General features: G+C 64.3%; 24 protein-coding genes, 1 pseudogene and 1 riboswitch. Of the genes and pseudogenes, 6 read left to right on the top strand and 19 right to left on the bottom strand.

What is annotated here, in order from left to right:
* Nucleotides 1-39 precede the first annotated feature (39 nt).
* The 8 genes from ACG873_RS05265 to ACG873_RS05230 form a co-directional block, all read right to left on the bottom strand.
* Entirely contained in the window at nucleotides 40-1,227 is a 1,188-nt protein-coding gene (locus ACG873_RS05265) for a low temperature requirement protein A (protein ID WP_394890765.1), read from the bottom strand.
* An 84-nt stretch (nucleotides 1,228-1,311) separates the two neighbouring features.
* Nucleotides 1,312-2,553 carry a class I SAM-dependent RNA methyltransferase gene (locus ACG873_RS05260; protein WP_394890764.1) on the bottom strand — a complete coding sequence of 414 codons (1,242 nt, stop codon included), beginning with the start codon at nucleotides 2,551-2,553 and terminating at the stop codon, nucleotides 1,312-1,314.
* Nucleotides 2,550-3,320 (bottom strand): TlyA family RNA methyltransferase, encoded by a 771-nt coding sequence (locus tag ACG873_RS05255; protein ID WP_394890763.1) that lies wholly within the window; start codon nucleotides 3,318-3,320, stop codon nucleotides 2,550-2,552. Before ACG873_RS05255 ends, ACG873_RS05260 begins: the two co-directional genes overlap by 4 nt.
* 30 nt (nucleotides 3,321-3,350) lie before the next feature.
* The gene (locus ACG873_RS05250; protein ID WP_394890762.1) at nucleotides 3,351-3,671 is read right to left on the bottom strand and encodes a hypothetical protein; all 321 of its coding nucleotides are present in this window, start codon (nucleotides 3,669-3,671) and stop codon (nucleotides 3,351-3,353) included.
* Nucleotides 3,672-3,840: 169 nt separating this feature from the next.
* Nucleotides 3,841-5,793, bottom strand: coding sequence for a 1-deoxy-D-xylulose-5-phosphate synthase (gene dxs / locus ACG873_RS05245; RefSeq protein WP_394893362.1), 1,953 nt, complete (start codon nucleotides 5,791-5,793; stop codon nucleotides 3,841-3,843).
* Between the two features lie 270 nt (nucleotides 5,794-6,063).
* Nucleotides 6,064-6,204: a hypothetical protein gene (locus tag ACG873_RS05240; protein ID WP_394890761.1), complete on the bottom strand. Its 141-nt coding sequence runs from the start codon at nucleotides 6,202-6,204 to the stop codon at nucleotides 6,064-6,066.
* A 29-nt stretch (nucleotides 6,205-6,233) separates the two neighbouring features.
* On the bottom strand, nucleotides 6,234-7,085 hold the full coding sequence (locus tag ACG873_RS05235; RefSeq protein ID WP_394890760.1) for a cupin domain-containing protein: 852 nt from the start codon (nucleotides 7,083-7,085) through the stop codon (nucleotides 6,234-6,236).
* Between the two features lie 11 nt (nucleotides 7,086-7,096).
* Nucleotides 7,097-8,017: a pirin family protein gene (locus tag ACG873_RS05230; protein WP_394890759.1), complete on the bottom strand. Its 921-nt coding sequence runs from the start codon at nucleotides 8,015-8,017 to the stop codon at nucleotides 7,097-7,099.
* 96 nt (nucleotides 8,018-8,113) lie between these two features.
* Between ACG873_RS05230 and ACG873_RS05225 the strand changes: the two genes are divergently transcribed.
* Nucleotides 8,114-8,317, top strand: a complete 204-nt coding sequence (locus ACG873_RS05225; RefSeq protein WP_394890758.1) for a hypothetical protein — start codon at nucleotides 8,114-8,116, stop codon at nucleotides 8,315-8,317.
* A gap of 376 nt (nucleotides 8,318-8,693) precedes the next feature.
* Here ACG873_RS05225 and ACG873_RS05220 read toward each other — a convergent pair whose 3' ends face one another.
* The 3 genes from ACG873_RS05220 to ACG873_RS05210 form a co-directional block, all read right to left on the bottom strand.
* A complete protein-coding gene (locus ACG873_RS05220) occupies nucleotides 8,694-8,960 on the bottom strand; it encodes a DUF2277 domain-containing protein (protein WP_008839324.1) in 267 nt (88 codons plus the stop codon).
* Between the two features lie 139 nt (nucleotides 8,961-9,099).
* A complete protein-coding gene (locus tag ACG873_RS05215) occupies nucleotides 9,100-9,351 on the bottom strand; it encodes an exodeoxyribonuclease VII small subunit (RefSeq protein WP_008839323.1) in 252 nt (83 codons plus the stop codon).
* 3 nt (nucleotides 9,352-9,354) lie between these two features.
* Nucleotides 9,355-10,281 (bottom strand): histone deacetylase family protein, encoded by a 927-nt coding sequence (locus ACG873_RS05210; RefSeq protein WP_394890757.1) that lies wholly within the window; start codon nucleotides 10,279-10,281, stop codon nucleotides 9,355-9,357.
* Nucleotides 10,282-10,402: 121 nt separating this feature from the next.
* Nucleotides 10,403-10,601, top strand: a riboswitch (cobalamin riboswitch).
* Between the two features lie 42 nt (nucleotides 10,602-10,643).
* Between ACG873_RS05210 and bluB the strand changes: the two genes are divergently transcribed.
* Nucleotides 10,644-11,360, top strand: coding sequence for a 5,6-dimethylbenzimidazole synthase (bluB, locus tag ACG873_RS05205; protein WP_394890756.1), 717 nt, complete (start codon nucleotides 10,644-10,646; stop codon nucleotides 11,358-11,360).
* Between the two features lie 26 nt (nucleotides 11,361-11,386).
* On the opposite strand, the gene ACG873_RS05200 is transcribed toward bluB, so the two are convergent.
* A complete protein-coding gene (locus tag ACG873_RS05200) occupies nucleotides 11,387-12,361 on the bottom strand; it encodes a hypothetical protein (protein ID WP_394890755.1) in 975 nt (324 codons plus the stop codon).
* Nucleotides 12,362-12,489: 128 nt separating this feature from the next.
* Here ACG873_RS05200 and ACG873_RS05195 point away from each other — a divergent pair, with 128 nt between their 5' ends.
* Complete coding sequence (locus ACG873_RS05195; protein ID WP_394890754.1) at nucleotides 12,490-13,737, top strand: S41 family peptidase; 1,248 nt, start codon at nucleotides 12,490-12,492, stop codon at nucleotides 13,735-13,737.
* Nucleotides 13,738-13,748: 11 nt separating this feature from the next.
* Here ACG873_RS05195 and ACG873_RS05190 read toward each other — a convergent pair.
* Nucleotides 13,749-14,346 (bottom strand): annotated as a pseudogene (locus tag ACG873_RS05190) (TetR/AcrR family transcriptional regulator).
* Between the two features lie 119 nt (nucleotides 14,347-14,465).
* Here ACG873_RS05190 and ACG873_RS05185 point away from each other — a divergent pair.
* Nucleotides 14,466-15,692 carry an MFS transporter gene (locus tag ACG873_RS05185; protein ID WP_394890753.1) on the top strand — a complete coding sequence of 409 codons (1,227 nt, stop codon included), beginning with the start codon at nucleotides 14,466-14,468 and terminating at the stop codon, nucleotides 15,690-15,692.
* Nucleotides 15,693-15,742: 50 nt separating this feature from the next.
* Here the strand turns inward: ACG873_RS05185 and ribB are convergent, their stop codons facing one another.
* Both ribB and aroC read right to left on the bottom strand, forming a co-directional pair.
* Entirely contained in the window at nucleotides 15,743-16,843 is a 1,101-nt protein-coding gene (gene ribB / locus ACG873_RS05180) for a 3,4-dihydroxy-2-butanone-4-phosphate synthase (RefSeq protein WP_394890752.1), read from the bottom strand.
* Nucleotides 16,844-16,908: 65 nt separating this feature from the next.
* Entirely contained in the window at nucleotides 16,909-18,009 is a 1,101-nt protein-coding gene (gene aroC / locus ACG873_RS05175) for a chorismate synthase (RefSeq protein ID WP_394890751.1), read from the bottom strand.
* Between the two features lie 287 nt (nucleotides 18,010-18,296).
* Here aroC and ACG873_RS05170 point away from each other — a divergent pair, with 287 nt between their 5' ends.
* On the top strand, nucleotides 18,297-18,545 hold the full coding sequence (locus tag ACG873_RS05170; protein ID WP_394890750.1) for a DUF1344 domain-containing protein: 249 nt from the start codon (nucleotides 18,297-18,299) through the stop codon (nucleotides 18,543-18,545).
* A 4-nt stretch (nucleotides 18,546-18,549) separates the two neighbouring features.
* Here the strand turns inward: ACG873_RS05170 and ACG873_RS05165 are convergent, their stop codons facing one another.
* The 3 genes from ACG873_RS05165 to ACG873_RS05155 form a co-directional block, all read right to left on the bottom strand.
* Nucleotides 18,550-19,137, bottom strand: coding sequence for a histidine phosphatase family protein (locus tag ACG873_RS05165; RefSeq protein WP_394890749.1), 588 nt, complete (start codon nucleotides 19,135-19,137; stop codon nucleotides 18,550-18,552).
* Nucleotides 19,138-19,199: 62 nt separating this feature from the next.
* Nucleotides 19,200-20,018: an enoyl-ACP reductase FabI gene (gene fabI, locus ACG873_RS05160; RefSeq protein ID WP_394890748.1), complete on the bottom strand. Its 819-nt coding sequence runs from the start codon at nucleotides 20,016-20,018 to the stop codon at nucleotides 19,200-19,202.
* Between the two features lie 144 nt (nucleotides 20,019-20,162).
* Nucleotides 20,163-21,068, bottom strand: coding sequence for a LysR family transcriptional regulator (locus ACG873_RS05155; RefSeq protein WP_394890747.1), 906 nt, complete (start codon nucleotides 21,066-21,068; stop codon nucleotides 20,163-20,165).
* 128 nt (nucleotides 21,069-21,196) lie between these two features.
* Between ACG873_RS05155 and ACG873_RS05150 the strand changes: the two genes are divergently transcribed.
* Entirely contained in the window at nucleotides 21,197-21,811 is a 615-nt protein-coding gene (locus ACG873_RS05150; RefSeq protein ID WP_394890746.1) for an FMN-dependent NADH-azoreductase, read from the top strand.
* A gap of 35 nt (nucleotides 21,812-21,846) precedes the next feature.
* Here the strand turns inward: ACG873_RS05150 and ACG873_RS05145 are convergent, their stop codons facing one another.
* Nucleotides 21,847-22,317: a hypothetical protein gene (locus ACG873_RS05145; RefSeq protein WP_394890745.1), complete on the bottom strand. Its 471-nt coding sequence runs from the start codon at nucleotides 22,315-22,317 to the stop codon at nucleotides 21,847-21,849.
* Between the last annotated feature and the right edge of the window lie 92 nt (nucleotides 22,318-22,409).

Genomic DNA, 22,409 nt, shown 5'->3' with positions numbered 1-22,409 from the left:
CGCCTTATCAAGGCGTGCCGGCATTCGTGGACGAACCGCTCAGTGGCCGTGCTGGCTCTCGGTTCCGTGCACGCCGCCATGCGATGACGCATAGCGGCGAATGGCCGTGCACAGAACGAGCGCGATCGTCATCAACTCGAGGGCGGCCGGAGCCGCCAAGGCAATCGCCAGGACCAACGCCGCCGCGGCAGGCAACAGCCATTTCCATGCCCCGCGCATGTAATACCGGTCGCGAACGAACCACAGGCCGAGAAGATAGATCGCGATCGGCACACCGACGGCGATGTCGCCGGTGCGCAACGACACCGATGCATGGCCGGTCAGAATGTCGACCAGAACGCCAAAGCCCGCGCCGCATGCGGCCCCAGCCGCGAAGATGGCGACATGGCCATAACCCCAGACCAGAGCGCGGTGGGTTGTCTCGCGCGAAAGGTGCTCTTCGGCGGTGAAATAGAGCGACCAGAAGCAGAAGAAGACGACCGCCGCCGCGATTGCGGCATGCACCAGCGGACTGGCCAGCGAGAAGCTTTCTTCCGCGGCGCGAATGGCAAGCACGGAGGCAAGCAGGCCCTCCCCGAGAACGATAATGTTCAACAAGCCGTAGCGCTCCATAATGTGGTGGCGATGCCAAGTCGTCTGACTCGCCCGCTCGGCCAGCGCCGGAACGGACAACTCGAACACAGCGCCAAGCCCGAAAAGAGCGACGAAGAAGAAATTTCCCGGCTGCGCGAAGATAATGATGACTGACCAGTAGATCTGAGCCAGAGCAATACCGAGTGCATAGCGCAATGCGGTGGTGCGTCGGGCCGGATCGCCATAAGCAGCCATGAGCCAGAGCGAGATCATGCCGACCCGCATGATCAGATAGCCTGCAAGCACCGTGTAAAAATGCTCGCGCCCGAACATATCCGGCATGTCGGCGGCCATCACCAGCGATCCGAAAATGATGAGCAACGTAACGAGCCGGAACGGCACGCCGTCATTGCCGTAGGCGGATGCAAACCATGTGTAGTTCATCCATGCCCACCACATGGCGAAGAAGCCGAAGGCATAGCCGACCAGACCCTCCGCCGGATGACCTGCCGATAGCGCGTGGTGAAGCCCCGAGGCGGCAGAGGCAATCGCTATGACGGATGCCAAGTCGAAAAAGAGTTCCAGCGGGGTGGCCACGCGATGCGTCTCGTGCCGATCCCTTGGTGCAAGAGAAAGCAAAGCCGTTCTCGTCATTACCGATCTCCGACAGGGTCAACTACGTCGATCGATACAGGCCACGAGCGGGCCGTCAACCATCCGGGATAGCCGATGGAGTGCCTACCGCCGTCTCTTCGGCTTCTCCAGCAAGGCCACGGCCTCGACATGCGGCGACCACAGGAACTGGTCGATCGGCGTGACGCTTTTCAATGCATAGCCGCCGTCGATCAGGATGCGCAGGTCCCGCGCCAGCGTGGTGGGATTGCACGAGACGGCGGCGACGTAAGGCACCTCCGAGCGGGCGATCTGCTTGGCCTGGTCTTCGGCCCCGGCGCGCGGCGGGTCGAAGACGAGGCCGTCGAATGCGGCGAGTTCCTTGAAGGTCACCGGCCGGCGGAACAGGTCGCGCTTTTCCGCAGTCACCCGCTTCAGGCCGGTACCGAAACGGAAGCCGCGGTCGAGCGCGGCGAGGGCTGCGCCGTCTCCCTCCACCGCATGCACTTCCGCGCTGCGGGCCAGGCGCAGGGCAAAAGCGCCCGAACCGGCGAACAGGTCCAGCACTTTTTTGGCGCGGCGCAGATGGCCCATCACGAGGTCGGCCATCGCCGCCTCGGCCGACGCCACGGCCTGCAGGAAGCCGCCGGGCGGCGGGAATACCGAGATCTCGCCGAAGAAGACCATCGGCTTTTTCGGCTCGATGATGATTTCGCCGTCGACGGTCAGCCGGGCAAAGCCGTGCCGGATGACGAAATCCGAGGCGACCTTGCGCGCTTTTTCCGAAAGTGAGCCCGATTCCTCCGCGGCGATGTCCAGCCCAGACGCGGTCTGGGTCACGATCATGTGGAACGGGGTCTGCACCTTGCAGATCACGTCAGAGAGCCCCTTCAGCGGGCCTAGCGCCGCTTCAATCTCAGGCACGGAGATCGGGCATTCGGTGATGTCTATGATTTCGTGCGACAGCGCGCGGCGGTAGCCGAAGAGCATCCCGCCATCGCCGCGCCGCGCCGAAAACACCGCCCGCCGGCGGGAGTTCGGCGCGCAGGGTATCGTCGCGGCCACCGACGCCTCGATGCCCTTGCCCAGCAGCGCCTGAGCGACCTTCCCGCGCTTGAATTCGAGGTAGGCGGCGGGTTCCAGATGCTGCAGCGCGCAGCCGCCACATTCGGTGAAGTGGCGACAGGGCGGGGCGACGCGCAGCGGCGACGCTTCTACGACCGAGACGAGCGCGGCGCGATCCTTGTCGCGGGCGGCCGTTACTGTCTCGCCAGGAAGCGCGAACGGGACGAAGACCGGCCCGCTTGCGGTCTCGGCGATGCCGTCGCCCTGTGCGCCGAGGCGTGCGATTTCGAACCGCTCCGTCATTGGTCCTTGATCCCGGCGAGCAGGAATTCGCGGTTGCCGTCACCGCCCTCGATCGGCGAGGCGGTGAGGCCGAGCACCCGCCAGCCGGGGGCTGAGCCGAGCCAGGCCGCCAGACGCGCGGCGACCAGCGGTCCATCCTCCGGATGCTTCAGGAGACCGCCCTTGCCGATCGCCTCGCGCCCAGCCTCGAATTGCGGCTTGACCAGGAACAGGCCAGCCGCGTCAGGCCGCGCCAGGTCGAGAGTCGGCGGCAGGGCTAGCGTCAGCGAAATGAAGCTCACGTCGGAGACGACGAAATCCGGCAGGCGCTCGCCAAGGCTCTCGGCGGTGAGGTCGCGCGCGTTCAGCCCTTCGATTGAGGTCACGCGCGGATCGCATTTGAGCGTTGGATGCATCTGCCCGTGCCCGACATCGATCGCCGTAACGTGAGCCGCGCCGCGCTCGAGCAGCACCTGCGTGAAGCCGCCGGTCGATGCGCCGATATCGAGCGCTTCAGCGCCCGCCGGATCGAGGCTGAAATGATCGAGGCCGGCGAGCAGCTTCAGCGCTGCGCGCGAGACATAATGCTGCGCCGGATCGTTCACCTCGACGACGGCGTCCGCCGGTATGCTCTGCCCCGGCTTGGACGCGCGCGCGCCGTCGACCGTGACCGTGCCACGCTCGACCGCGTCGCGGGCGCGCGAGCGGCTGGAAAACAGGCCGCGCCCGACGAGAAGTTCGTCGAGCCTGAGCCTGTCGCCGTTTTTCCTAGAAGTCATGGCCTTCATTGGCGAATGCCGCCGCCGAAGGCAAGCGTGTCAGAAAACGATAACCCGCGATACCCTGCGCTGGCGAAGTGCTGTGATGTCGTCAGGGGTCATGATCCGCCGGTCGGAATAGACCTTGGCGGCAGTGACCGTACCGGTCTCGATCGGATCCGTGGTGCCGTTTTCGAGCGCCAACACAGTCCGGATGAATACCGGCTTCTCTTCATGCGAAAAGCCGCCGCGTATGCCGCCGACCTTTTGCGCGACGATCCGCATCGCCGCCTGTTCCAGCCTGACGTCATGGCGCGGCTCAGCCGCCGCCGACGCGGTCATGACAGCCAAAAAGGCTGCGCCGCTCAGTAGCCTGATCATTTTCTTATGCTCCCTGCCTTGCGCCGTTCTAGCAAAGCGGCGCTAAGAAACGGCCAAGAGACAGGGTAACCGAAACGCCAAACGGCAGCGTAAACAGCCGGTTAGCGCGACTGCCTGCGAAGCCGATTCAGCCGGTTCGGGAAGAGATTCAGGTTCTTCAGAAAAAGATTCAGGCGCGCGCCGCGTGCGCGGTGCGGCCGAGCGCGGCAAACACCGTGCGCACGATGCCGGCGCTGTCCAGGCCTGCATCGGCATACATCTTTTCCGGCTTGGCGTGATCGGTGAAGGCGTCCGGCAGCACCAGCGGCCGCACCTTGAGGCCGGAATCCAGCAGGCCGTCGCGCGCCAGGAATTGAAGCACATGGCTTGCGAAGCCGCCGATCGCACCCTCCTCGACAGTCACCAGCACCTCGTGGCCGCGCGCCAGCCGGCGGATCATGTCCTCGTCCAGCGGCTTGGCGAAACGCGCATCGGCAACCGTGGTCGACAGGCCGGCGGCGGCGAGTTCCTCGGCCGCGAGCAGGCAATCCTGCAGCCGCGTGCCGAACGACAGCAGCGCGACCTTCGTCCCCTCGCGCACGATCCGGCCCTTGCCGATCTCAAGCGCGGTGCCGCGTTCGGGCATGTCAACGCCGACGCCGTTGCCGCGCGGATAGCGGAAGGCGATCGGGCCGTCATCGTAGACCGCCGCCGTGCGCACCATGTGGCGAAGCTCGGCCTCGTCGGCCGCCGCCATCACCACGAAGCCGGGCAGCGAGGCGAGATAGGTGGTGTCGAACGCGCCGCAATGGGTCGGACCGTCGGCACCGACGAAGCCGGCGCGGTCGATGGGAAAACGCACCGGCAGCTTCTGGATAGCCACGTCGTGCACGACCTGGTCGTAAGCGCGTTGCAGGAATGTCGAATAGATCGCGACGAAGGGTCTTAGCCCCTCGGTGGCGAGGCCGGCGGCGAAGGTGACGGCGTGCTGCTCGGCGATGCCGACGTCAAAGGTGCGCGACGGAAACGCCTCGCCAAATAGGTCGAGGCCGGTGCCGGAGGGCATGGCTGCCGTGATAGCGATGATCTTTTCATCCTCGCGCGCCTCCTGGATCAGGCTTTCGGCAAAAACTTTCGTGTAGCTCGGCGCATTGGCTGGCGCCTTGGCCTGCGCGCCGGTGATCACGTCGAACTTGTTGACGCCGTGATATTTGTCGCTCGCGGCTTCGGCCGGGGCGTAGCCCTTGCCCTTCTGGGTGACGACATGGATCAGCACCGGGCCGTCGCCATTGTCGCGCACATTCCGGAGCACCGGCACCAGATGCTCGAGATTGTGCCCGTCGATCGGGCCGATATGGTAGAAGCCGAGTTCCTCGAACAGCGTTCCGCCGGTGACGTAGCCGCGCGCATGCTCCACCGCACGGGTGATGGCGCGGTCGGCGCGCTTGCCGAGATAGGAGGTCAGCTTCTTGCCCAGTTCGCGGAAACCGGCATAGGCCCTGCCCGAGGCGAGCCGCGCCAGATAGGCGCTCATCGCGCCTGAGGGCGGCGCGATCGACATGTCATTGTCGTTGAGGATGACGATCAGCCGGGCGTCGAGCGCGCCGGCATTGTTCATCGCCTCATAGGCCATGCCGGCCGACATGGCGCCGTCACCGATCACCGAGATGACGTTGTTCTTCCTGCCGGTCAAGTCGCGCGCCACCGCCATGCCGAGCCCGGCGGAGATCGAGGTGGACGAATGCGCGGCGCCGAACGGGTCGTATTCGCTCTCCTGGCGCTTGGTGAAACCAGACAGCCCGCCCTCGGCGCGCAGCGTGCGGATGCGGTCGCGCCGGCCGGTAAGGATCTTGTGCGGATAGGCCTGGTGGCCGACGTCCCAGATCAGTCGGTCGCCAGGTGTGTCGAACACGTAATGCAGCGCCACCGTCAGTTCGACCACGCCGAGCCCTGCCCCGAGATGGCCGCCGGTGTGCGAAACCGCATCGATGAGTTCGGCGCGCAGCTCCGCCGCCAGTTGCGGCAACTGGTTCTCTGGCAGGGCGCGCAGGTCCGATGGGATGCGGACCTTGTCCAGAAGCGGCGTTTTCGGGGGCTTGCTCAATTGTCTCTCGCCTGCACGCAGGATCAAGCCGAACGGCATAAGGTTCAAACCGCGCCTTGTAAATGCGCGACGGTGGCGCGCCGGCCAATCAGACGCGCGCCGGCCAATCGCTTGAAGCGCCGACGCCGCCCCTCACCCTTACCCTCTCCCCGTAAGGACGGGGAGAGGGAGACATCTACGTCGCTGCCAATCGCTGGCGTAGAGACTAGCATCAGCGAAGACGCCCCCTCTCCCCGTCCTTACGGGGAGAGGGTAGGGTGAGGGGCAGCGCCCCAGCCTTTCAAGCCTGTGACGCTGCCTACAGACCGCTCACGCCGGCTCTTCGCCGTCCCAATACCGGCGGATCGCCGCCATGTCGAAAATGTCGTCCTCGCTTCGCAGGGCGCGCACCATCACCTTGTTGGAGTCGGGATAGACGCAGACGTCGTTCGGGTTCTGCTCGCCGATCATCAGGTAGGCGCAGGGACCGCTGCCGCTGTTCAGGAAGGAATGCCCGATTTTCTGGCCGGCAGGGAAGCAGACATAGTCGCGGGCTTCATCACATGGCGTTCGTCACCGAGCAGGAGGGTCACTTCGCCTTCGAGGATCAAGGCATGCTCCTCCTCCAGCATGTGATAGTGCCTGGGGCACAGACGCATGCCGGGCGCCGGCGATTCGATCAGCACGCCGACGTGGTAGTCCTTGCCCACGGCCGCATAGGTCAGGTGTTTCGACCTGCCGCCGAAGCGCGGGCTTTCGCCCTCGACAGTCCACTTGACGTCGCCTGACGCGATCGGCGGCGCGATACTTGCCGCTCCGTCGAGCGCGTCGGTCGAGGGCTCCGGCGGCGCGTTGTCCCCGCCCGGCAGGCCGGTGTCCTCGCCGTCCCAATAGCCGCGCAACGCCGCGAGGTCGAAGATCGCGCGCCGCCCCAGCGAGCGCACCAGCACCTTTTTCGAGTCGGTGTATACGGCCACCTCGTCCGGCCTGTTCTCCCCCAGGATCACATAGCGACAGACCGCGCCGCTTTCGTTGACGAAGCCGTGCCCTGCCTTCTGCCCGGCCGGAAAGCAGGCATAGTCGCCCGCCTTCATCTCATACGATCCAGCGCCGATGCGCACCGTCATCGAGCCTTCGAGGACATAGACATGCTCCTCCTCGAAGATGTGATAATGCGCCGGGTTGCTGCGCATACCGGGCGCCAGTTCCTCGATCGCCACGCCGACATGATAACTTTCGCCAACCGCGGCCAGCGTCAGGTGGCGATAGCGTATGCCGAAGCGTGGAACGTCGGAGACCTCGACCCAGGGCACCGTGGCGGAAGAGATAGGCTTTAACGGCGAGGTCGACATGAGCAACCCTTTCATCCCTCGGGCAAGGGAATGAATTCCTCTTCGTCGCCCGGAACAATATCGAAGCGGCCGGTCTTCCACTCGTGCTTGGCCTGCTCGATGCGCTCCTTCGAGGACGAGACGAAGTTCCACCAGATATAACGCTTGGAGCCGAGCGAGGCGCCGCCGAACAGCATGAAATGCGCGCCCTCTTCCGATGAGACCACGATCTCGTCGCCGGGCCTGAACACCAGCAGGCGGTCGGACGGAAATTCGTCGCCGGAAATCGTCACCATGCCGTCGAGCACATAGATCGCCCGCTCCTCGGCGTCGGCGGGAATGCTTATCCGCGCGCCGGGCGCAAGACTTATGTCGGCGTAGAGTGTGTCCGTATCCGTGCGCACCGGCGAACGAATGCCGGAAAGGCTGCCCATCACCAAGCGTCCCGACGCTCCGTCATACTCGAACCGCGGCAGCAGATCGCGGCCGGTGTTCTCGAAGACCGGGGCGGTTTCCTCCTTGTCGTCGGGCAGCGCCAGCCAGGTCTGCAGCCCGGACACCGACATCGGCGCGCCGCGCAGTTCCTCCGGCGTCCGCTCGGAATGGACAATGCCGCGGCCAGCCGTCATCAAATTAACGTCGCCCGGCGCGATCACCATCTCGGTGCCGAGCGAATCGCGGTGCCTGATCTTGCCGTCGAACAGGTATGTCACCGTCGACAGGCCTATGTGCGGATGTGGCCGCACGTCCAGCGCCTGCCCGGCGCGCAGGATCGCAGGCCCCATGCGGTCGAAGAAGATGAACGGCCCCACCAGCCGGCGTCTGGCCGTCGGCAGGGCGCGGCGCACCTGAAAGCCGCCTATGTCACGGGCATTGGGAATGACCATCAGCTCGATCTGGTCGCAGGCGAAGGCATCACCGGCGACAGGGTCGTTTCCCGGAAAGAAGCTCATGGTTTACACCTCGCAACCTGCCGTCGAATTCGGTTCTTTTCCCGTTTTCGAAGATAGCCTATATCTTTCTACATGAACCAGCTTCTTGAAAAAGCCGTGGAAGCGGTGCGGCAGATGCCGCGGGACGACCAGGAAAAGATCGCGCGTTTGATGCTGAGCCTTGCAGAAGGCGACCAGTCGCCGGAACAGACCGAGCCGACGCACCTTCCCGATATTCTGGAAAGCCTAGCCCAGCTTCGCCGCGGTGAATTCGCCAGCGACGCCGACGTCGAGACTGCATTTCGCAGCTTCGGCTCGTGAAGATCCGCTTCACCAAGCGCGCAACCGAATGTTTCGCCGGATGTCCGGACCTGAGAAGATTCTGGTGTCCTCTGCGCTGAGGCATGGATTCCCGACACTCTCCGCTGCGCTTCGCTCGCTCACGAGGTCGGGAATGACGGCTTTCATTTCATCTCCGGCAATCTTCAGCGCTGGCGACTGGCCGAAGCGGTAAAGGAAGTACGTCATTCCCGGCCTCGTGAGCGAGTGCGAAGCGCGAGCGGAGAGTGTCGGGAATCCACGCCTCGCCCTGTCGGAAGTCAAAAGCGATGCAGAACAGACGGGCACCGTGTCTCGCATGCGAACAGGTTTCCATAAACAGGTTCCAGGCTTGCGCACCGCGGCCTGACCGCGCCAGTCATGCGTACCGGATCACCATCCTGGCGCGCGCCTTGGCGGCTTCTTCCTCGCGGTTCTTCGGCGGCTGCGTCGTCTCCAGCGAATCGATGAGTTCGCGGGCGCATGCCGCGATCGAACTGACCGCCTTCTCGAAGGCTGCCTCGTTGCGCTTCGAAGGCTTGGTCGATCCGCTCAGCTTGCGCACGAACTGGAGCGCGGCGTCATGGATTTCCTCGTCCGTCGCGGGCGGATCGAAATTGAACAGGGTTCTTATGTTTCGGCACATGACTTGCTCCCGGTCTGTCCGATACTCAACGTTGCGGGTTTTGGTTTCCCTCTATCTGGGCCCGACACGCCTGGCGATCAACTGCCTGGAATTCTGATCCCAATCCGATGAAATCCAGAATGCTTGTCGGTTAGCCGCCCTACTCCGCGTCCAGCGGCTCCGTTCCGGCCGGCTTGCCGTCACGCGACAGCCTGATCTTCTCGACTTTGTCCTCAGCGGCCTTCAGCAGCCGGTCGCAGTGGATTTTCAGCGCCTCGCCGCGCTCATAAATTTTGATCGACTTGTCGAGCGGCACGTCGCCGCGCTCCAGGTCGTCGACGATGCGCTCCAGCGCCTCCAGCGCCTGCTCGAAGCTCATCGCCTTGATATCTTCGTTGGCTTCATCCGCCATCATTCATCCTTTCATCATGCGCGCGACATGGGCCGCGACCGAAAACGACAATCCTTGCAGGTCGTAGCCGCCTTCCAGCACGCTGACCAGCCGGTTGCCGCAATGGCGCGCGGCGCGGTCCATCAATTGTCCCGTAGCCCAGTCGAAGTCTTCCTCGGTCAGGTTGATCTCGGCCAGCGGGTCGCGGTGATGCGCGTCGAAACCGGCGGAGATGATGATCAAATCAGGCGCAAAACCATCGACTGCCGGCAGCACGCGCGAGCGGAACGCTTCGCGAAAAGCCTCGCTGCCGCTCTGCGGCGCAAGCGGCGCGTTGACGATATTGCCCGCGCCCGTCTCGTTTTCAGCGCCGGTGCCGGGATAGAGCGGCATCTGGTGCGTGGAGCAATAGAGCACCGACGGATCGTCCCAGAAAATGTCCTGGGTGCCGTTGCCGTGATGCACGTCCCAATCGACGATCGCGACGCGCCCGGCCCCGTGCTTCTTCTGCGCATGGCGCGCGGCGATCGCCACATTGTTGAACAGGCAAAAGCCCATCGCCGTGGTCTTTTCCGCATGGTGGCCAGGCGGGCGCGAGGCGACAAAAACATTGTCGGCCTTGCCCGAAAACACGTCGTCGACGGCAGCATTGGCCGCCCCCACGCCGGTCAGGGCCGCCTGCCAGCTTTTCGGGCTGACCGAAGTGTCAGCGTCGATGCTGACAATGCCCTCCTCCGGGATCGCTCGGCGGATGTGCTCGACGTAGCTCTCGGGATGGACATAGAGGATCGTCGCCTCGTCGCCTTCCGGCGCCTCGACGCGGTCGAGATGGGCGAATGCCTCGTCATCAAGTGCGCGGGCGATAGCGCGAAGCCGGTCCGGCCGTTCCGGATGACCGGGCGGCGTCAGGTGTTCCAGAAAGATCGGGTGCGAATAGAGGCGTGTCGTCATCCCTTCAGTCTATCAGCAATGGCGGTGGTGGCCACGCCATACATGCCCGAAGGCTGGGGAAATCGCACCGGTGCCCGCCAATGTCGCACCGGAAGGATGCATCTCGCCTCGCCTTCGCGTATCGTCGCCGATGCTGCCAGGTGCCCGCTGCCAAGCGGGAGAATCGGGAACACGGTTGAAATCCGTGGCGTGCCCAACGCTGTAAGAGGGACTGCATCGGCTAGGTCGTGACCTAGTGGCCACTGTTGCTTGCAACGGGAAGGCGCCGATTTGCGGGGTGATCTCGAGCCAGAAGACCGGCCTTGCAGACATTGTCGACCGCTTGGTCAGGCGGGCCGATTTCGATCGCAAGGGGACAAGCGATGCCCGAACACCCGACCGCCGGCGACGGCGAACCTTTCGACCAGACCGCCAGAGACGCCGTCTATCGCGCTATCTTCTCGCGCCGCGACGTCCGCAGCCACTTCCTGCCCGACCCGCTCGACGACGCCGTCCTGGCGCGCCTGCTGATCGCCGCCCACCATGCGCCGTCGGTCGGCTACATGCAGCCGTGGAATTTCATCGTCATTCGCGACAACTTGCGGCGGCAGCAGGTGCGCGACCTTTTCCTTGCAGCGCGCGAGCAGGAACTGCCCAACATCGCGGAGGAGCGGCAGGCGCTCTACCGCAAGCTCAAGCTCGAGGGCATCTGCGAAAGCGCGCTCAATCTGTGCATCACATGCGACCGGCGGCGATCGGAAAATTCGCCGCTGGGCCGCTGGCACAATCCGCAGATGGACCTCTACAGCACGGTCTGCGCGGTCCAGAATTTCTGGCTGGCAGCGCGCGCGGAAGGCGTCGGCGTCGGCTGGGTTTCGATCCTCGAAACGCAGGCGCTGCGGGAGTTGCTGCAGATACCCGAGCATGCCGTCCCCGTCGCCTATCTCTGCGTCGGTCGGGTTTCGGAGTTCGCGCCAAGGCCCGACCTCGAAGCGCGTGGCTGGGCAAAGCGGCTCAAGCTGTCCGACCTGATCATGAGCGAGACGTTTTCCGGGGCGGGCGAAGCCGCGCTGAAGGAGATCGTGGACCGGACCGCGTAGCCGAGCGGCGATGATGGCTGCGCTGGTCAGCTTGCGGGCGCACCGGCCCAGCCGCCAAACGGCGCCGAGGCCTTGTCCTTCAGCTCGCGGAACTGTTTTGAGGTTTCCGACAACCGCTGGTCCCACTCGGGATCAGGCGTCTGGCCTTCGATCGCCGTGAAATAGACCTGCATCAGGGCGGCGATGCAGAAGGGTTCGATGAAGGCGGCGCTGAACGCCCAGGTGAAGACGATGGCGAGAACGAAGCCCCAGCCGGCGAGCTCTCCCGGCATGGCGTAGAGCACGGCGGCCGCCGGAGCCAGCGTCGTCAGGAAGACGACCAGCGCCAGCCCCCACATCAGAATGGACAGCCAGAGCGCGTTCTTCAGCATGGTCTTGCCGTTCTGCGCGTAGAGCACCACGCCCTGCCTCGCCGTGTCGAAGGGCGCGGCGCTGTCGGTGCGGATGTTGTAGCCGAGTATGATCTCGTCGACATAGGTCAGCGACATGCGGATGACGGCGTTGAAGAACTTGACCAGCCCGCTCAACCCGGGGATCGGGACGAAAGCGGCGATGCCGCCGAGAAGGCCGGTGATGGCCCTGAGCACGCCCTTGATGAGTTGATCCAGCACGAACAGGATATTGGCTTCCGCGAAACGTTGGGTGACCACCTGCCGCGCATAGGCGATCTGGCTTTGCCCGCCGGGCACTTCGCGGCCCTCGATCAGGTGAACCATCACCGCTATGTGGCCGGCCTTGACGATGTAGAGGATGTATTCACGGATCCAGTAGACCGCGGCCGAGACCAGCCCGAAGCCGATGATGCCGCCCCAGAGCGCGAAGGTGACCGGGCCTCCGCCTTCGCCGAGTATGTGGCCGGTTCCGTAGCCGACGCCGGCGCCCATGCCGGTTGCCGCGATATAGGCGATCGTGATGCCGAAATAGACCACCATGCGAAACAGCACGAAGGGCCACGTCCTGGCGACGATGCCCAAGGTCCGGCCGATCTCGAAATCCCACATGCCCCGAATCCCCACCCGGACCTTCGGCGCAGAATCGCCGGTCACGGAATATTGTCAACCGAAGGGCTCGATCCGGCCGCGTTTGGGCCGATAATCACGATGAAGCGAAACGGATGCGGACCAGCCAGATGAAAAGAACCAGCTTTCTCGCGGCGGCGCCGCTGCTTTTTCTTGCGATCGTGGAGGCACCCGCCGCCGATCCGCCGCGCTCCGGGCATCCGGTGTTCGATCGCGCCGTGGAACTCGTGACCGACAATTTCCATGACGAATCGGCGATCGACCGCTTCGCGGCGGCAGTGCGGCGCGAGATCGAGGATCCGCAATCTCCCGTGGCCAAGGCAAGCTCGCCGGACCGCGTCGACGAAGCGATCGACGCTGTGCTGGCCAGCCTCGATGCTTCCCATGTGGGACGTTTCCAGCCCGACACGATCGACTATTTCGAATTGGCCGACATTTTCCGCTATGCCATCCGCAACGACATGCGCCGGCTGTTTCCGCCCGAAGGCGAGGTCAGCTATCCCGGCGTCGGCATGATCGCGCGGCCGCAGAACGGCGTCCGTTTCGTCAGCGATGTCTATGACGGCTCGCCGGCCGACCGCGCCGGCATCCTCGTCGGCGACGAGGTTCTGTCGGTGGACGGCAAACCCTATCACGAGATCGAATCCTTCAGCGGCAAGGTTGGCAAGCCGGTCGAAATAAAGCTGCGGCGGCAGGCCGGGGCGGAGCCGATCACCGTCAAGGCCACGGTCGAGAGGTTGAAGCCGCTGTCCACTTTCGAGAAGGCGATCGAGGAAAGTGCGGCGGTGACGACGCATGACGGCCGCAAGATCGGCTATGTCCGGCTCTGGACGCTCGCCGCGCGCAACTCGATGGGCGAGGTCGCCGAGGCGCTCGCCGAAGGCAAGCTCAAGGATGCCGACGGGCTGGTGCTGGATTTGCGCGGGCGCTGGGGCGGCGGCAGCTCCGATGCGGCTGAACTCTTCGTCGGCGACACGCCGCCCTTCCGTCTGATCCCGCGCAAGGGCGAGGACGTGCTTGCCAATGTCCGCTGGCGGCGGCCGGTCGTCGCCATCATCGACGAGGGTTCGAGAAGCGGCCTGGAAGTCTTCGCCTACGCGCTGAAGGTGAACGGCATCCCGCTGGTCGGCCAGCGCACCGCGGGCGCGCTGCTTGCCGGCCGCGCCTATCTGCTGCCGGACGACAGCCTGCTCGAAATCGCGGTATCGGATGCCGTGCTCGAAGAGAATACGCGTCTGGAAGGCAGCGGCGTCGAGCCCGATTTGCCGGTCCCGTTCAGCTTGCCCTATGCCGCTGGCAACGACCCGCAGCGCGACGCGGCGGTTGAGGAGATGAGGCGGATACTGGCGAGAGGATGATTGCTCCGGGCCTACTTATTCTCCACGAGCAGTCCGTTGAGCAGCGTCTTGAACGCCTTCACTGCTTTTTTCGAGGTGGCCGCCGGGTTCTCGGCATTGGCGATCCACTGCGCCGCATAGAGCGAAGCGCCGCTGACCAGGCGGGCGGCCGCTTCCGGATCGATATCGCCGATGCGGCCTTCCTCCTTGAGTTGGGTCAGGTTCCTCGTCATGGACGAGATACAGGCGTTGGCGTTGGGCCATTGCGAGGGATCGCCGAGCACGGCCGGGCCGTCGCGCAGCATGATGCGCTGGATCTCGGGCTCGAGCCGCCATCTCGATATAAGTCACCGACTCGTCGACGAAACCCTGCCAGCGGTTGAGCGCCTTGGCCGAAACGGCGCACAGCCGTTCGTTCATCTCGGCGTCGATCTCGGCGATGACGGCTTCGAGCAGCCCCTTCTTGTCGCCGAAATGATGGTAAAGCGCGCCGCGCGTAAGCCCTGCAGCGGCGGTGAAGTCGTCCATCGACGCCTCGGCGTAGCCGACCGCTCCAAACGCCTGGCGAGCCGCGCTCACCAGCTTGGCGCGGGTTTCGGCGATCATTTCCTTGCGCGGCTTGTGAGCCATTTTCCACTTTCCTTTCACATACGCCACGTATAATAGTTGACATACGCAGCGTATGCAATTATCTCAATTGACATACGCCACGTATGTGAGTGGCGCTCCATTCAATCGAGGAGGCCATCATGGCTAATCCCTACAGCGAAATATTCAAGGCTCCCGGAACAAAGGGCTTCGCGTCGGCCGGCTTCGTCGCTCGCATGCCGATGGCCATGGCCCCGATCGGCATCGTCGCCATGCTGTCGCAAACTTATGGCGAGTACTGGTTGGCGGGCGCCGTGTCCGCAACTTATGCGCTGACCAACGCGATCGTCGCACCGCAGATCTCGCGGTTCGTCGATCGCCTCGGCCAGACCAGGGTCGTCGTACCATCGACCGTAATTTCGGTATTGGCCTTTGCGGTATTGATCGCCGCGGCCAATCAGGACTGGCCGATCTGGACGCTGTTCGTGTCGGCATTTCTTGCCGCGGCGATGCCAAGCATTCCGGCCATGGTGCGGGCCCGCTGGTCCGAGATTTTCCGCGACCGCCCCGAACTCAACACGGCCTTCGCCTTCGAATCGGCGGCGGACGAGCTTGTCTATATCGCCGGAGCGTCCCTGTCGGTGGGCCTCAGCGTCGCGCTGTTCCCTGAAGCGGGAATGCTGGCCAGCACCCTGGCACTCGCACTCGGCTCGGCGGCATTCATCGCGCAGCGCGCGACGGAGCCCCGCGTGAGGCAGTTGGAACATGGCGTCAGCCATGGCTCGGCGATCCGGCAGCGGCCCGTGCAGATCATAACCTTCGCCCTGATCTTCGTCGGCGCGATCTTCGCGACCGCGGAAGTCAGCGCGGTGGCGATCACCAAGGAACTCGGTCAGCCGGGCGCGGCCAGCCTCGTCATCGGCGTCTATGCCGTCGGCTCGTTCGTCGTCGGGCTGATCGTCGGCGCGCTGAACCTGACGATGCCGCTACAGCGCCAACTCGCCATCGCGGTCGGCATCATCGCGCTGACGACCTTGCCGCTGCTGGTCGCCAATACGGTGCCGCTGCTGGCGCTCGCCGTCTTCGTCAGCGGCGTAGCGATCTCGCCGACCTTCATCACCGCCTTCGGCCTGATCGAGCGCCGGGTTCCGGAAGCGATGCTGACCGAGGGCATCACCTGGGTGATGACCGGCATCGGCATCGGCATGGCGCTCGGAGCGTTCGCAACGGGCTGGGTGGTCGACAATTTCGGCGCGCAGAACGGCTTCTGGGTCTCGGTCGCGGCTGGAACAGTGTCCCTGCTGACCGTGCTTTTGGGCCAGAAGACGCTCGCCGGCGAGCGCTACAGGGCCCCCTCGCCCGCTCCCTTGCCGCAGCCGGCCGAGTAACTCGGTCTCGTTGAGGGCTCCGGTCGAACCGATCGGAGCCCTCAGCCTTTCTAAAGAATTTCCGTCTTCGCGATCCTGATCCCGAACCCCTCGAGGCCGACATAGTGGCGCTCGCGCGAGGCGATCAGGTTGATGGACGAAATGCCGAGATCCTTGAGGATCTGCGCGCCGAGGCCGATTTCGCGCCACTCGCTTTCGCGCCGCCGCGCCTCTTCATGGTCCTCGCGTTCGCCGGGCAGCGGCCGCGCCCGCTGCTGGTGGGCGACGCCGACCGAGCCTTCGCGCAGATAGACGATGACGCCGCGCTTGCGTTCGCCCATCGACTTCATGATCTCGTGGAGCGTCATGCCCGTTCCGAAGACGTCGGTGACCACATCTTCCGAATGCAGCCGCACCGGCACTTCCTCTCCGTCGCGAATATCGCCGTAAACGATCGCAAGATGGTGCATCATGTCCCAGGGCAGCATGTAGGTGTAGGCCTTGGCCTTGCCGCCGGGCGTGTCGATGTCAGAGCATTCGACGCGCTGCACCAGCGTCTCCTGGCGCTGGCGATAGGCGATCAGATCGGCCACCGAGACCTGCTTCAGCCCATGCTGTTCGGCAAAGGCCGAAACCTGCGGTCCGCGCATCACCGTGCCGTCGTCATTGACCAGTTCGGAGATCACGCCGACCAGCGGCAGGCCGGCGAGCTTGCAGAGGTCGACGGCGGCCTCGGTATGGCCCGAGCGCATCAGCACCCCGCCCTCGCGCGCGATCAGCGGAAAGATATGGCCGGGACGCACGAAATCGGACGCCCCGACATTGCCATTGGCAAGGTTGCGCACGGTCAGAGTGCGGTCGTCGGCCGAAATGCCGGTGGTGGTGCCGTGCTTGAAATCGACGCTCACAGTGAAGGCGGTGGTGTGGGCCGAATCATTGTCGGCGACCATCGGCGAGAGGTTCAGCCGCCGCGCATCCTCGCGCGTCATCGGCGCGCAGACGATACCCGAGGTGTGGCGCACAATGAAGGCCATCTTCTCGGGCGTGCAATGCACCGCCGCGACGATCAGATCGCCTTCGTTCTCGCGGCCGTCATCATCCATGACAACGACGATCTCACCGCGCTCGAACGCCCGCAGGGCTTCGACGATTTTCTTCTGGTCGTAAGGCATGATGCTCGCTTCGCTCGCTTTTGAGTGAGTAGTGAGTATGGAAATCACTACTCGCTATTCGCTACTCACTCATTTCCCGTCTGTCCCCGATGCCGCAGATAATGATCAGCGATGGCGCAGGCAACCATCGCTTCGCCGATCGGCACTGCGCGGATGCCGACGCAGGGGTCGTGCCGGCCCTTGGTGACGATTTCGACGTCGTTGCCTTCGGTGTCGATCGATTTGCGCGGGGTGAGGATCGAGGAAGTCGGCTTGACCGCGAAGCGCGCGACGATCGGCTGGCCGCTCGAGATGCCGCCCAGAATGCCGCCGGCATGATTGGACAGGAACACCGGCTTGCCGTCATTGCCCATGCGCATCTCGTCGGCGTTCTCCTCGCCGGTGATGCGGGCGGCCGCGAAGCCGTCGCCGATCTCGACACCCTTGACTGCATTGACCGACATCAGGTTCGACGCGATGTCCTGGTCGAGCTTGCCGTAGACCGGTGCGCCGAGCCCGGCGGGAACGCCTTCGGCGACGATCTCGATCACCGCGCCGACCGAGGAACCGGCCTTGCGGATGCCGTCGAGATAATCGGCAAAGACCTTCACCGAATCCGGGTCGGGCGTGAAGAACGGATTTTCGGGGTCGCGGACGAAATTCCAGTTCCAGCGCGAGCGGTCGATCTCCTTGACGCCCATCGAAACCAGCGCGCCGCGGACCGTCATGCCCGGCACGATCTTTCGCGCGATCGCTCCGGCGGCGACGCGGGCCGCTGTTTCGCGCGCCGAGGAGCGGCCGCCGCCGCGATGGTCGCGGATGCCGTATTTGGCGTCGTAGGTGTAGTCGGCGTGGCCGGGCCGGTACTGCCTGGCGATCTCGCCGTAATCTTTGGAGCGCTGGTCGACGTTCTCGATCAGCATCGAGATCGGCGTGCCGGTCGAGATCATCGTCTCGCCGTCCGTATCCATGACGAAGCCCGACAGCACCTTCACCTCGTCCGGCTCGCGGCGCTGGGTGACGAAGCGTGACTGCCCGGGCTTGCGCCGATCCAGTTCGCCCTGGATGTCGGCGAGGTTAAAACGGATGCCAGGCGGGCAGCCGTCGACCACGCAGCCGAGGGCCGGACCGTGGCTCTCGCCCCAGGTGGTTACACGAAACAGGTGGCCGAAAGTGTTGTGCGACATCGCAAAATAGCCTCGCCGGCGGCGGGCCGGTTTTCACGCCTGCGTTCTAACGCATGACCCCGAAAAAGTGGAATCATTTTTCGGACAGGATCACGCGCACGTAGAAGGGCTGGAGCACCTTGCGCGTCCGGGACGGATGCGCAGCGCTCCAGCTACGTTTTTTGCGTGGTCAAACCGTGATCGGAGCGGTTTTAGTTTTGACATATTCTCGTTGATGCTGCTCTCTTCAAACCCGCCCCCGCCTTCGCGCGCTGAAGATGCGAAGCGCAAGAAAAACGAGGACGAGAATGCGTACCCTGATTGGCTTTATTGCCGCCTCCCTGATGATTTCCACCGCCGCCTTCGCCGCCGAGGCCGAGGGCAAGATCCAGGCTATCGACACCGAAAGCCTGACGATCACGCTGGACGACGGAAAATCCTACAAGCTGCCGGGCGAATTCGACGTCGCGGCGCTCAAGGAAGGCATGGACGTTCTGCTCGCCTATGACGAGGTCAGCGGCGAAAACCTCATCACCGACATGGAACTGTCGGAGTAGCCCTTCAAAGCCAGTCGAGCTGTCCGTCCGCCAGCCTCAGCACCTTGTCCTGGGGAACTTCGAGCCTGGCGGCCTGCCGCGGCGGCATGTCCTCCACCATCCTGAACACCGTGCGGATGACGCCGCCATGCGCCACGCAGACCGTCGGGCGTTCCAGCGCCTCGAACCACGGCCGCACGCGCTCCAGCAGCATCTGGTAGCTTTCGCCTTGAGCGCCGGGCGGCACGAAGCCCCATTTGTCCTTGGACCGCGCCGCGGTCGACCCCGGCCGCCTCGCCTCGAGTTCGACGAATGTGTGCCCCTGCCAGTCGCCGAAATGCACCTCGACCAGCCGCGCATCGGTGCGGTAGTCTTCCGGCGGCAGTCCCATGGCGGCGCGGACGCGCTCCATGGTCTCGCGGGTGCGGCGCATCGGGCTGGCGACGAAGTCGAACCCCTCCGCCCTGCCGATCAGTTCGGCCAGCTTGCGGCCGTTGCGGTCGGCCTGCCAGCGCCCGCGTTCGGTGATGTCGGTGTCGGCCTGCCCCTGCAGCCGCCCTTCTATGTTCCAGTCCGTCTGGCCGTGGCGTATGAAATAGACAAGCGGGGACATCGCGGCGGGGGCTACCTGGGATGTGACTTCTGGACGGCGAAGGAGCCCGGCGGGCCCGGAAATCATTCCTTGACGGTGGAGATGTCCGGCGCGTCGACCGCCTTCATGCCGACGACATGATAGCCGGAATCGACGTGGTGGATCTCGCCGGTGACGGCGCGCGACAGGTCGGACAGGAAATAGAGCCCTGAATCGCCGACTTCCTCGGGCGTGACCGTGCGCTTCAGCGGCGAGTTGTATTCATTCCAGCGCAAAATGTAGCGGAAATCGCCGATGCCTGACGCGGCCAGCGTCTTGATCGGCCCGGCCGAGATGGCGTTGACGCGGATGTTCTTGCCGCCGAGATCGACGGCGAGATAGCGCACGCTCGCCTCAAGTGCGGCCTTGGCGACGCCCATGACATTGTAATGCGGCATGACTTTTTCCGCGCCGTAGTAGGTCAGCGTCAAAAGCGACCCGCCGTCGGTCATCAGCACTTCGGCGCGCTTGGCGATGTCGGTGAACGAATAGACGGAGATGTCCATGGTGCGCAGGAAGTTGGCGCGCGTGGTCTCGACATAACGCCCGTCGAGTTCCTCCTTGTCGGAGAAGGCAATGGCGTGGACCACGAAATCGAGCTTGCCCCAGAGCTTCGCGACATTGTCGAAGACCGCGTCGAGGCTCGCCGCGTCGGTCACATCGCAATGGCCGACGACATGCGCGCCAAGCTCCTGGGCCAACGGCTCGACCCGCTTCTTGAAGGCGTCGCCCTGATAGGTCAGCGCGAGTTCGGCGCCCTGGTCGGCGCAGGCCTTGGCTATGCCCCAGGCGATCGACCGGTTGTTGGCCACGCCCAGGATGAGGCCGCGCTTGCCGGCCATGAGGCCCTGTCCACCCGCCATGCTGCTCTCCACCATGCGAAAAATTCTTGGACAGCCCTATCGCATAGCGCCATTGCGCCTTCAAGCTTTCATCCGGACTGGCGTCTGCGTCTATCCGCGCCCATCGACGCGCGCCCGCTCGTTGCGGCGGTGCAATTCAGATACTCACTGCCCGAAATTCTCGAGCTCATGCTCGAAACGGTCGACCAGCCAAGAGGTTGCTGGACCGTAAGGCGCGTCGGACCTGCGCACGGCATAGAGTGAGTAGTCGGCGCGCGGATACGGTTCCAGCGACAGTTCGATCAGGCGACCGTTCAGGATGTCGTCCTCGACCAGCCATGCCGGCAGCCCGCCCCATCCCAGGCCAGCCAAAATCAATGCGTGCTTCGTAGCGACGTCGGTCACGCGCCAGGTGTTGAAGGCATGGACGTGGAAATCCTGGCCGCTGGTGTGCTCCGTTAGATCCGTGATCACGATCTGGAAATGCTCGCGGACAATCGGGGCGGGAACCGGCTCGCGCGCCTGAGCCAGCGGATGCGCCGGGGCTGCTACCGGGATATTCTGCTTCTGTCCGATTTTGCGTCCGACGAGGTCGGCAGGCCCCATTGCGGCCCCACCCGCAATGCCGGCGTCCACCTCGCGTTTCAGCACCAGATCCGCGACGGCTCCCAAAGCGCCGGTATAGAGGCGTACGCTGACTGCGGGAAATTCGCTTCGAAACGCCTTCAGAACCGCCGTGAGGACCGGCATCGGCACCAGCGCGTCGACCGCAACCGCCACTTGTCCCTCGAGCCCCTGGCCGAGGCTGCGGGCCCGTGCCCGCAACAGATGCAGACCAGCGACCATGCGGCGTGCATCCTCCAGGAGCGCGCTGCCTGCATCCGTCAGCCGCGGTTGTCTTGTACCCGTCCGCTCGAAAAGCCGCACGTCAAGCTGCGCTTCCAAATTCGTGATCGTATAGCTGATGACCGATTGCGCGCGGTTCAGTTTGCGTGACGCGGCAGAGAAACCGCCTTCCTCCGCAACTGCGAGAAAGACCTGCAACTGATCGAGCGTCGGATTGGCTTCCATCGCTTATCCATTCTATCGATGAGCTCAAGCGACATTTTCCCTATTTTCACGAAGAATGTCCATCGCCAAATTCATGTCCATGCAACGCACCGGCTGGGATTTGCCGGAGCAATGGAAAGGATGAAGCCATGACGATATTGCTTGTCACCTCAAGCCCACGAGGCGATGCCTCCCACTCGACGCTTCTCGCCATGGAACTGACGGAGAGATTGCGGAGGGCGCACCCGGATAGCGTCCTGGTAAGACGTGATCTGGCTCGGGACGAGCTGCCCCACATCAACCAGCACTTCGCCGCAGGCATTTCGACGCCGGCCGAGCGCCGGACGGCCGAGCAGGAGCACGCGATTGCGGTTTCCGACGCCGCCGCCGGCGAGGTCCTGGCCGCCGACATCATCGTGATCGCCACAGGCATTATCAACTTCAACGTTTCCTCGACGCTGAAGTCCTGGCTGGATCATGTGACGCGTTCCGGCCTCACCTTCCGCTATACCGAGAGCGGTCCGGAAGGACTGGTCAAGAACAAGAAAGTCTATTTGGTCGTCGCTTCAGGCGGCGTCTATTCGGAAGGTCCGGCGGCAGCGCTCGACCACGCCGTCCCCTACATGAAGTCGATACTGGCCTTCATGGGCATGACGGATGTGGAAGTCATCCGCATCGAGGGTGTGGCGATGGGCGCCGAGGCCGAGCAGGAGGCGGTATCCAGGGCGCGGGGTTTGGTAAGCGAGTTCGCCATCGCGGCCTGACGCCTCCCGGTTCGAAGTTGTGGACCGCCGCCACGTCATATTGGCCGACCGCCGGCTACAGGCCGCCACGATATCCGCCAGCCGGGTTTGAAGATCGCGAGAACCAGGGCAACCAGCAGCAGCGTGCTCGCCGACGCCGGCGCGATCAGGAGCGGCAGGCGTTCGCCGGCGCTCAACAGCCGAGGCGTCGGCCCGGTCACCGCATCGGCCGTTGCGCCAAGCGCAGGCACGAGCACGAACAGCACCGCGCCGGTCAAGACTGCCACGATCGCGAGCTTGATCGCGACCCACCAGTATGTGAACAGGCCCCACGGCGTCAGCAGGCCGAGTGTCAGGCCGGTGGCAAGCGCGGTCAGGGCAAGCGGCGCGAGCAGCCACGTGCCGATCAAGCTGGCGGCCGGGTAGATGGTCACCGGGTCAGCGCCGCCGACGCTCGCTATCCCCAGCACCAGCAACACCAGATCCGCGCCCAGCACGCTGACACTTGCCGCCACATGGACGCTCAAAAGGAGATTTCGCCACGATTGAGGGAGTGTCACGGATTGCATCTTTGGACCTCATCGCCTGCGTTGGGTCGTGATATACAACCGAATTGTTC

Source organism: Allomesorhizobium aridi (assembly GCF_043769475.1).
Taxonomy (GTDB): domain Bacteria; phylum Pseudomonadota; class Alphaproteobacteria; order Rhizobiales; family Rhizobiaceae; genus Allomesorhizobium.
The sequence above is the reverse complement of the archived record's forward strand: the minus strand, read 5'-3'. Positions and strand labels throughout refer to the sequence as shown.

Coding starts and splice junctions, on each gene's coding strand:
- ACG873_RS05265 (WP_394890765.1), bottom strand. CDS start 1,227: ATGACGAGAACGGCTTTGCTTTCTCTTGCACCAAGGGATCGGCACGAG.
- dxs (WP_394893362.1), bottom strand. CDS start 5,793: ATGCCGTTCGGCTTGATCCTGCGTGCAGGCGAGAGACAATTGAGCAAG.
- ACG873_RS05200 (WP_394890755.1), bottom strand. CDS start 12,361: ATGTGGGATTTCGAGATCGGCCGGACCTTGGGCATCGTCGCCAGGACG.
- ACG873_RS05155 (WP_394890747.1), bottom strand. CDS start 21,068: ATGGAAGCCAATCCGACGCTCGATCAGTTGCAGGTCTTTCTCGCAGTT.
- ACG873_RS05250 (WP_394890762.1), bottom strand. CDS start 3,671: ATGATCAGGCTACTGAGCGGCGCAGCCTTTTTGGCTGTCATGACCGCG.
- ACG873_RS05170 (WP_394890750.1), top strand. CDS start 18,297: ATGCGTACCCTGATTGGCTTTATTGCCGCCTCCCTGATGATTTCCACC.
- ACG873_RS05150 (WP_394890746.1), top strand. CDS start 21,197: ATGACGATATTGCTTGTCACCTCAAGCCCACGAGGCGATGCCTCCCAC.
- ACG873_RS05185 (WP_394890753.1), top strand. CDS start 14,466: ATGGCTAATCCCTACAGCGAAATATTCAAGGCTCCCGGAACAAAGGGC.
- ACG873_RS05240 (WP_394890761.1), bottom strand. CDS start 6,204: ATGATCGGCGAGCAGAACCCGAACGACGTCTGCGTCTATCCCGACTCC.
- bluB (WP_394890756.1), top strand. CDS start 10,644: ATGCCCGAACACCCGACCGCCGGCGACGGCGAACCTTTCGACCAGACC.
- ACG873_RS05260 (WP_394890764.1), bottom strand. CDS start 2,553: ATGACGGAGCGGTTCGAAATCGCACGCCTCGGCGCACAGGGCGACGGC.
- ACG873_RS05220 (WP_008839324.1), bottom strand. CDS start 8,960: ATGTGCCGAAACATAAGAACCCTGTTCAATTTCGATCCGCCCGCGACG.
- ACG873_RS05215 (WP_008839323.1), bottom strand. CDS start 9,351: ATGGCGGATGAAGCCAACGAAGATATCAAGGCGATGAGCTTCGAGCAG.
- ACG873_RS05235 (WP_394890760.1), bottom strand. CDS start 7,085: ATGTCGACCTCGCCGTTAAAGCCTATCTCTTCCGCCACGGTGCCCTGG.
- ACG873_RS05230 (WP_394890759.1), bottom strand. CDS start 8,017: ATGAGCTTCTTTCCGGGAAACGACCCTGTCGCCGGTGATGCCTTCGCC.
- ACG873_RS05165 (WP_394890749.1), bottom strand. CDS start 19,137: ATGTCCCCGCTTGTCTATTTCATACGCCACGGCCAGACGGACTGGAAC.
- fabI (WP_394890748.1), bottom strand. CDS start 20,018: ATGGCGGGTGGACAGGGCCTCATGGCCGGCAAGCGCGGCCTCATCCTG.
- ribB (WP_394890752.1), bottom strand. CDS start 16,843: ATGCCTTACGACCAGAAGAAAATCGTCGAAGCCCTGCGGGCGTTCGAG.
- ACG873_RS05195 (WP_394890754.1), top strand. CDS start 12,490: ATGAAAAGAACCAGCTTTCTCGCGGCGGCGCCGCTGCTTTTTCTTGCG.
- aroC (WP_394890751.1), bottom strand. CDS start 18,009: ATGTCGCACAACACTTTCGGCCACCTGTTTCGTGTAACCACCTGGGGC.
- ACG873_RS05255 (WP_394890763.1), bottom strand. CDS start 3,320: ATGAAGGCCATGACTTCTAGGAAAAACGGCGACAGGCTCAGGCTCGAC.
- ACG873_RS05210 (WP_394890757.1), bottom strand. CDS start 10,281: ATGACGACACGCCTCTATTCGCACCCGATCTTTCTGGAACACCTGACG.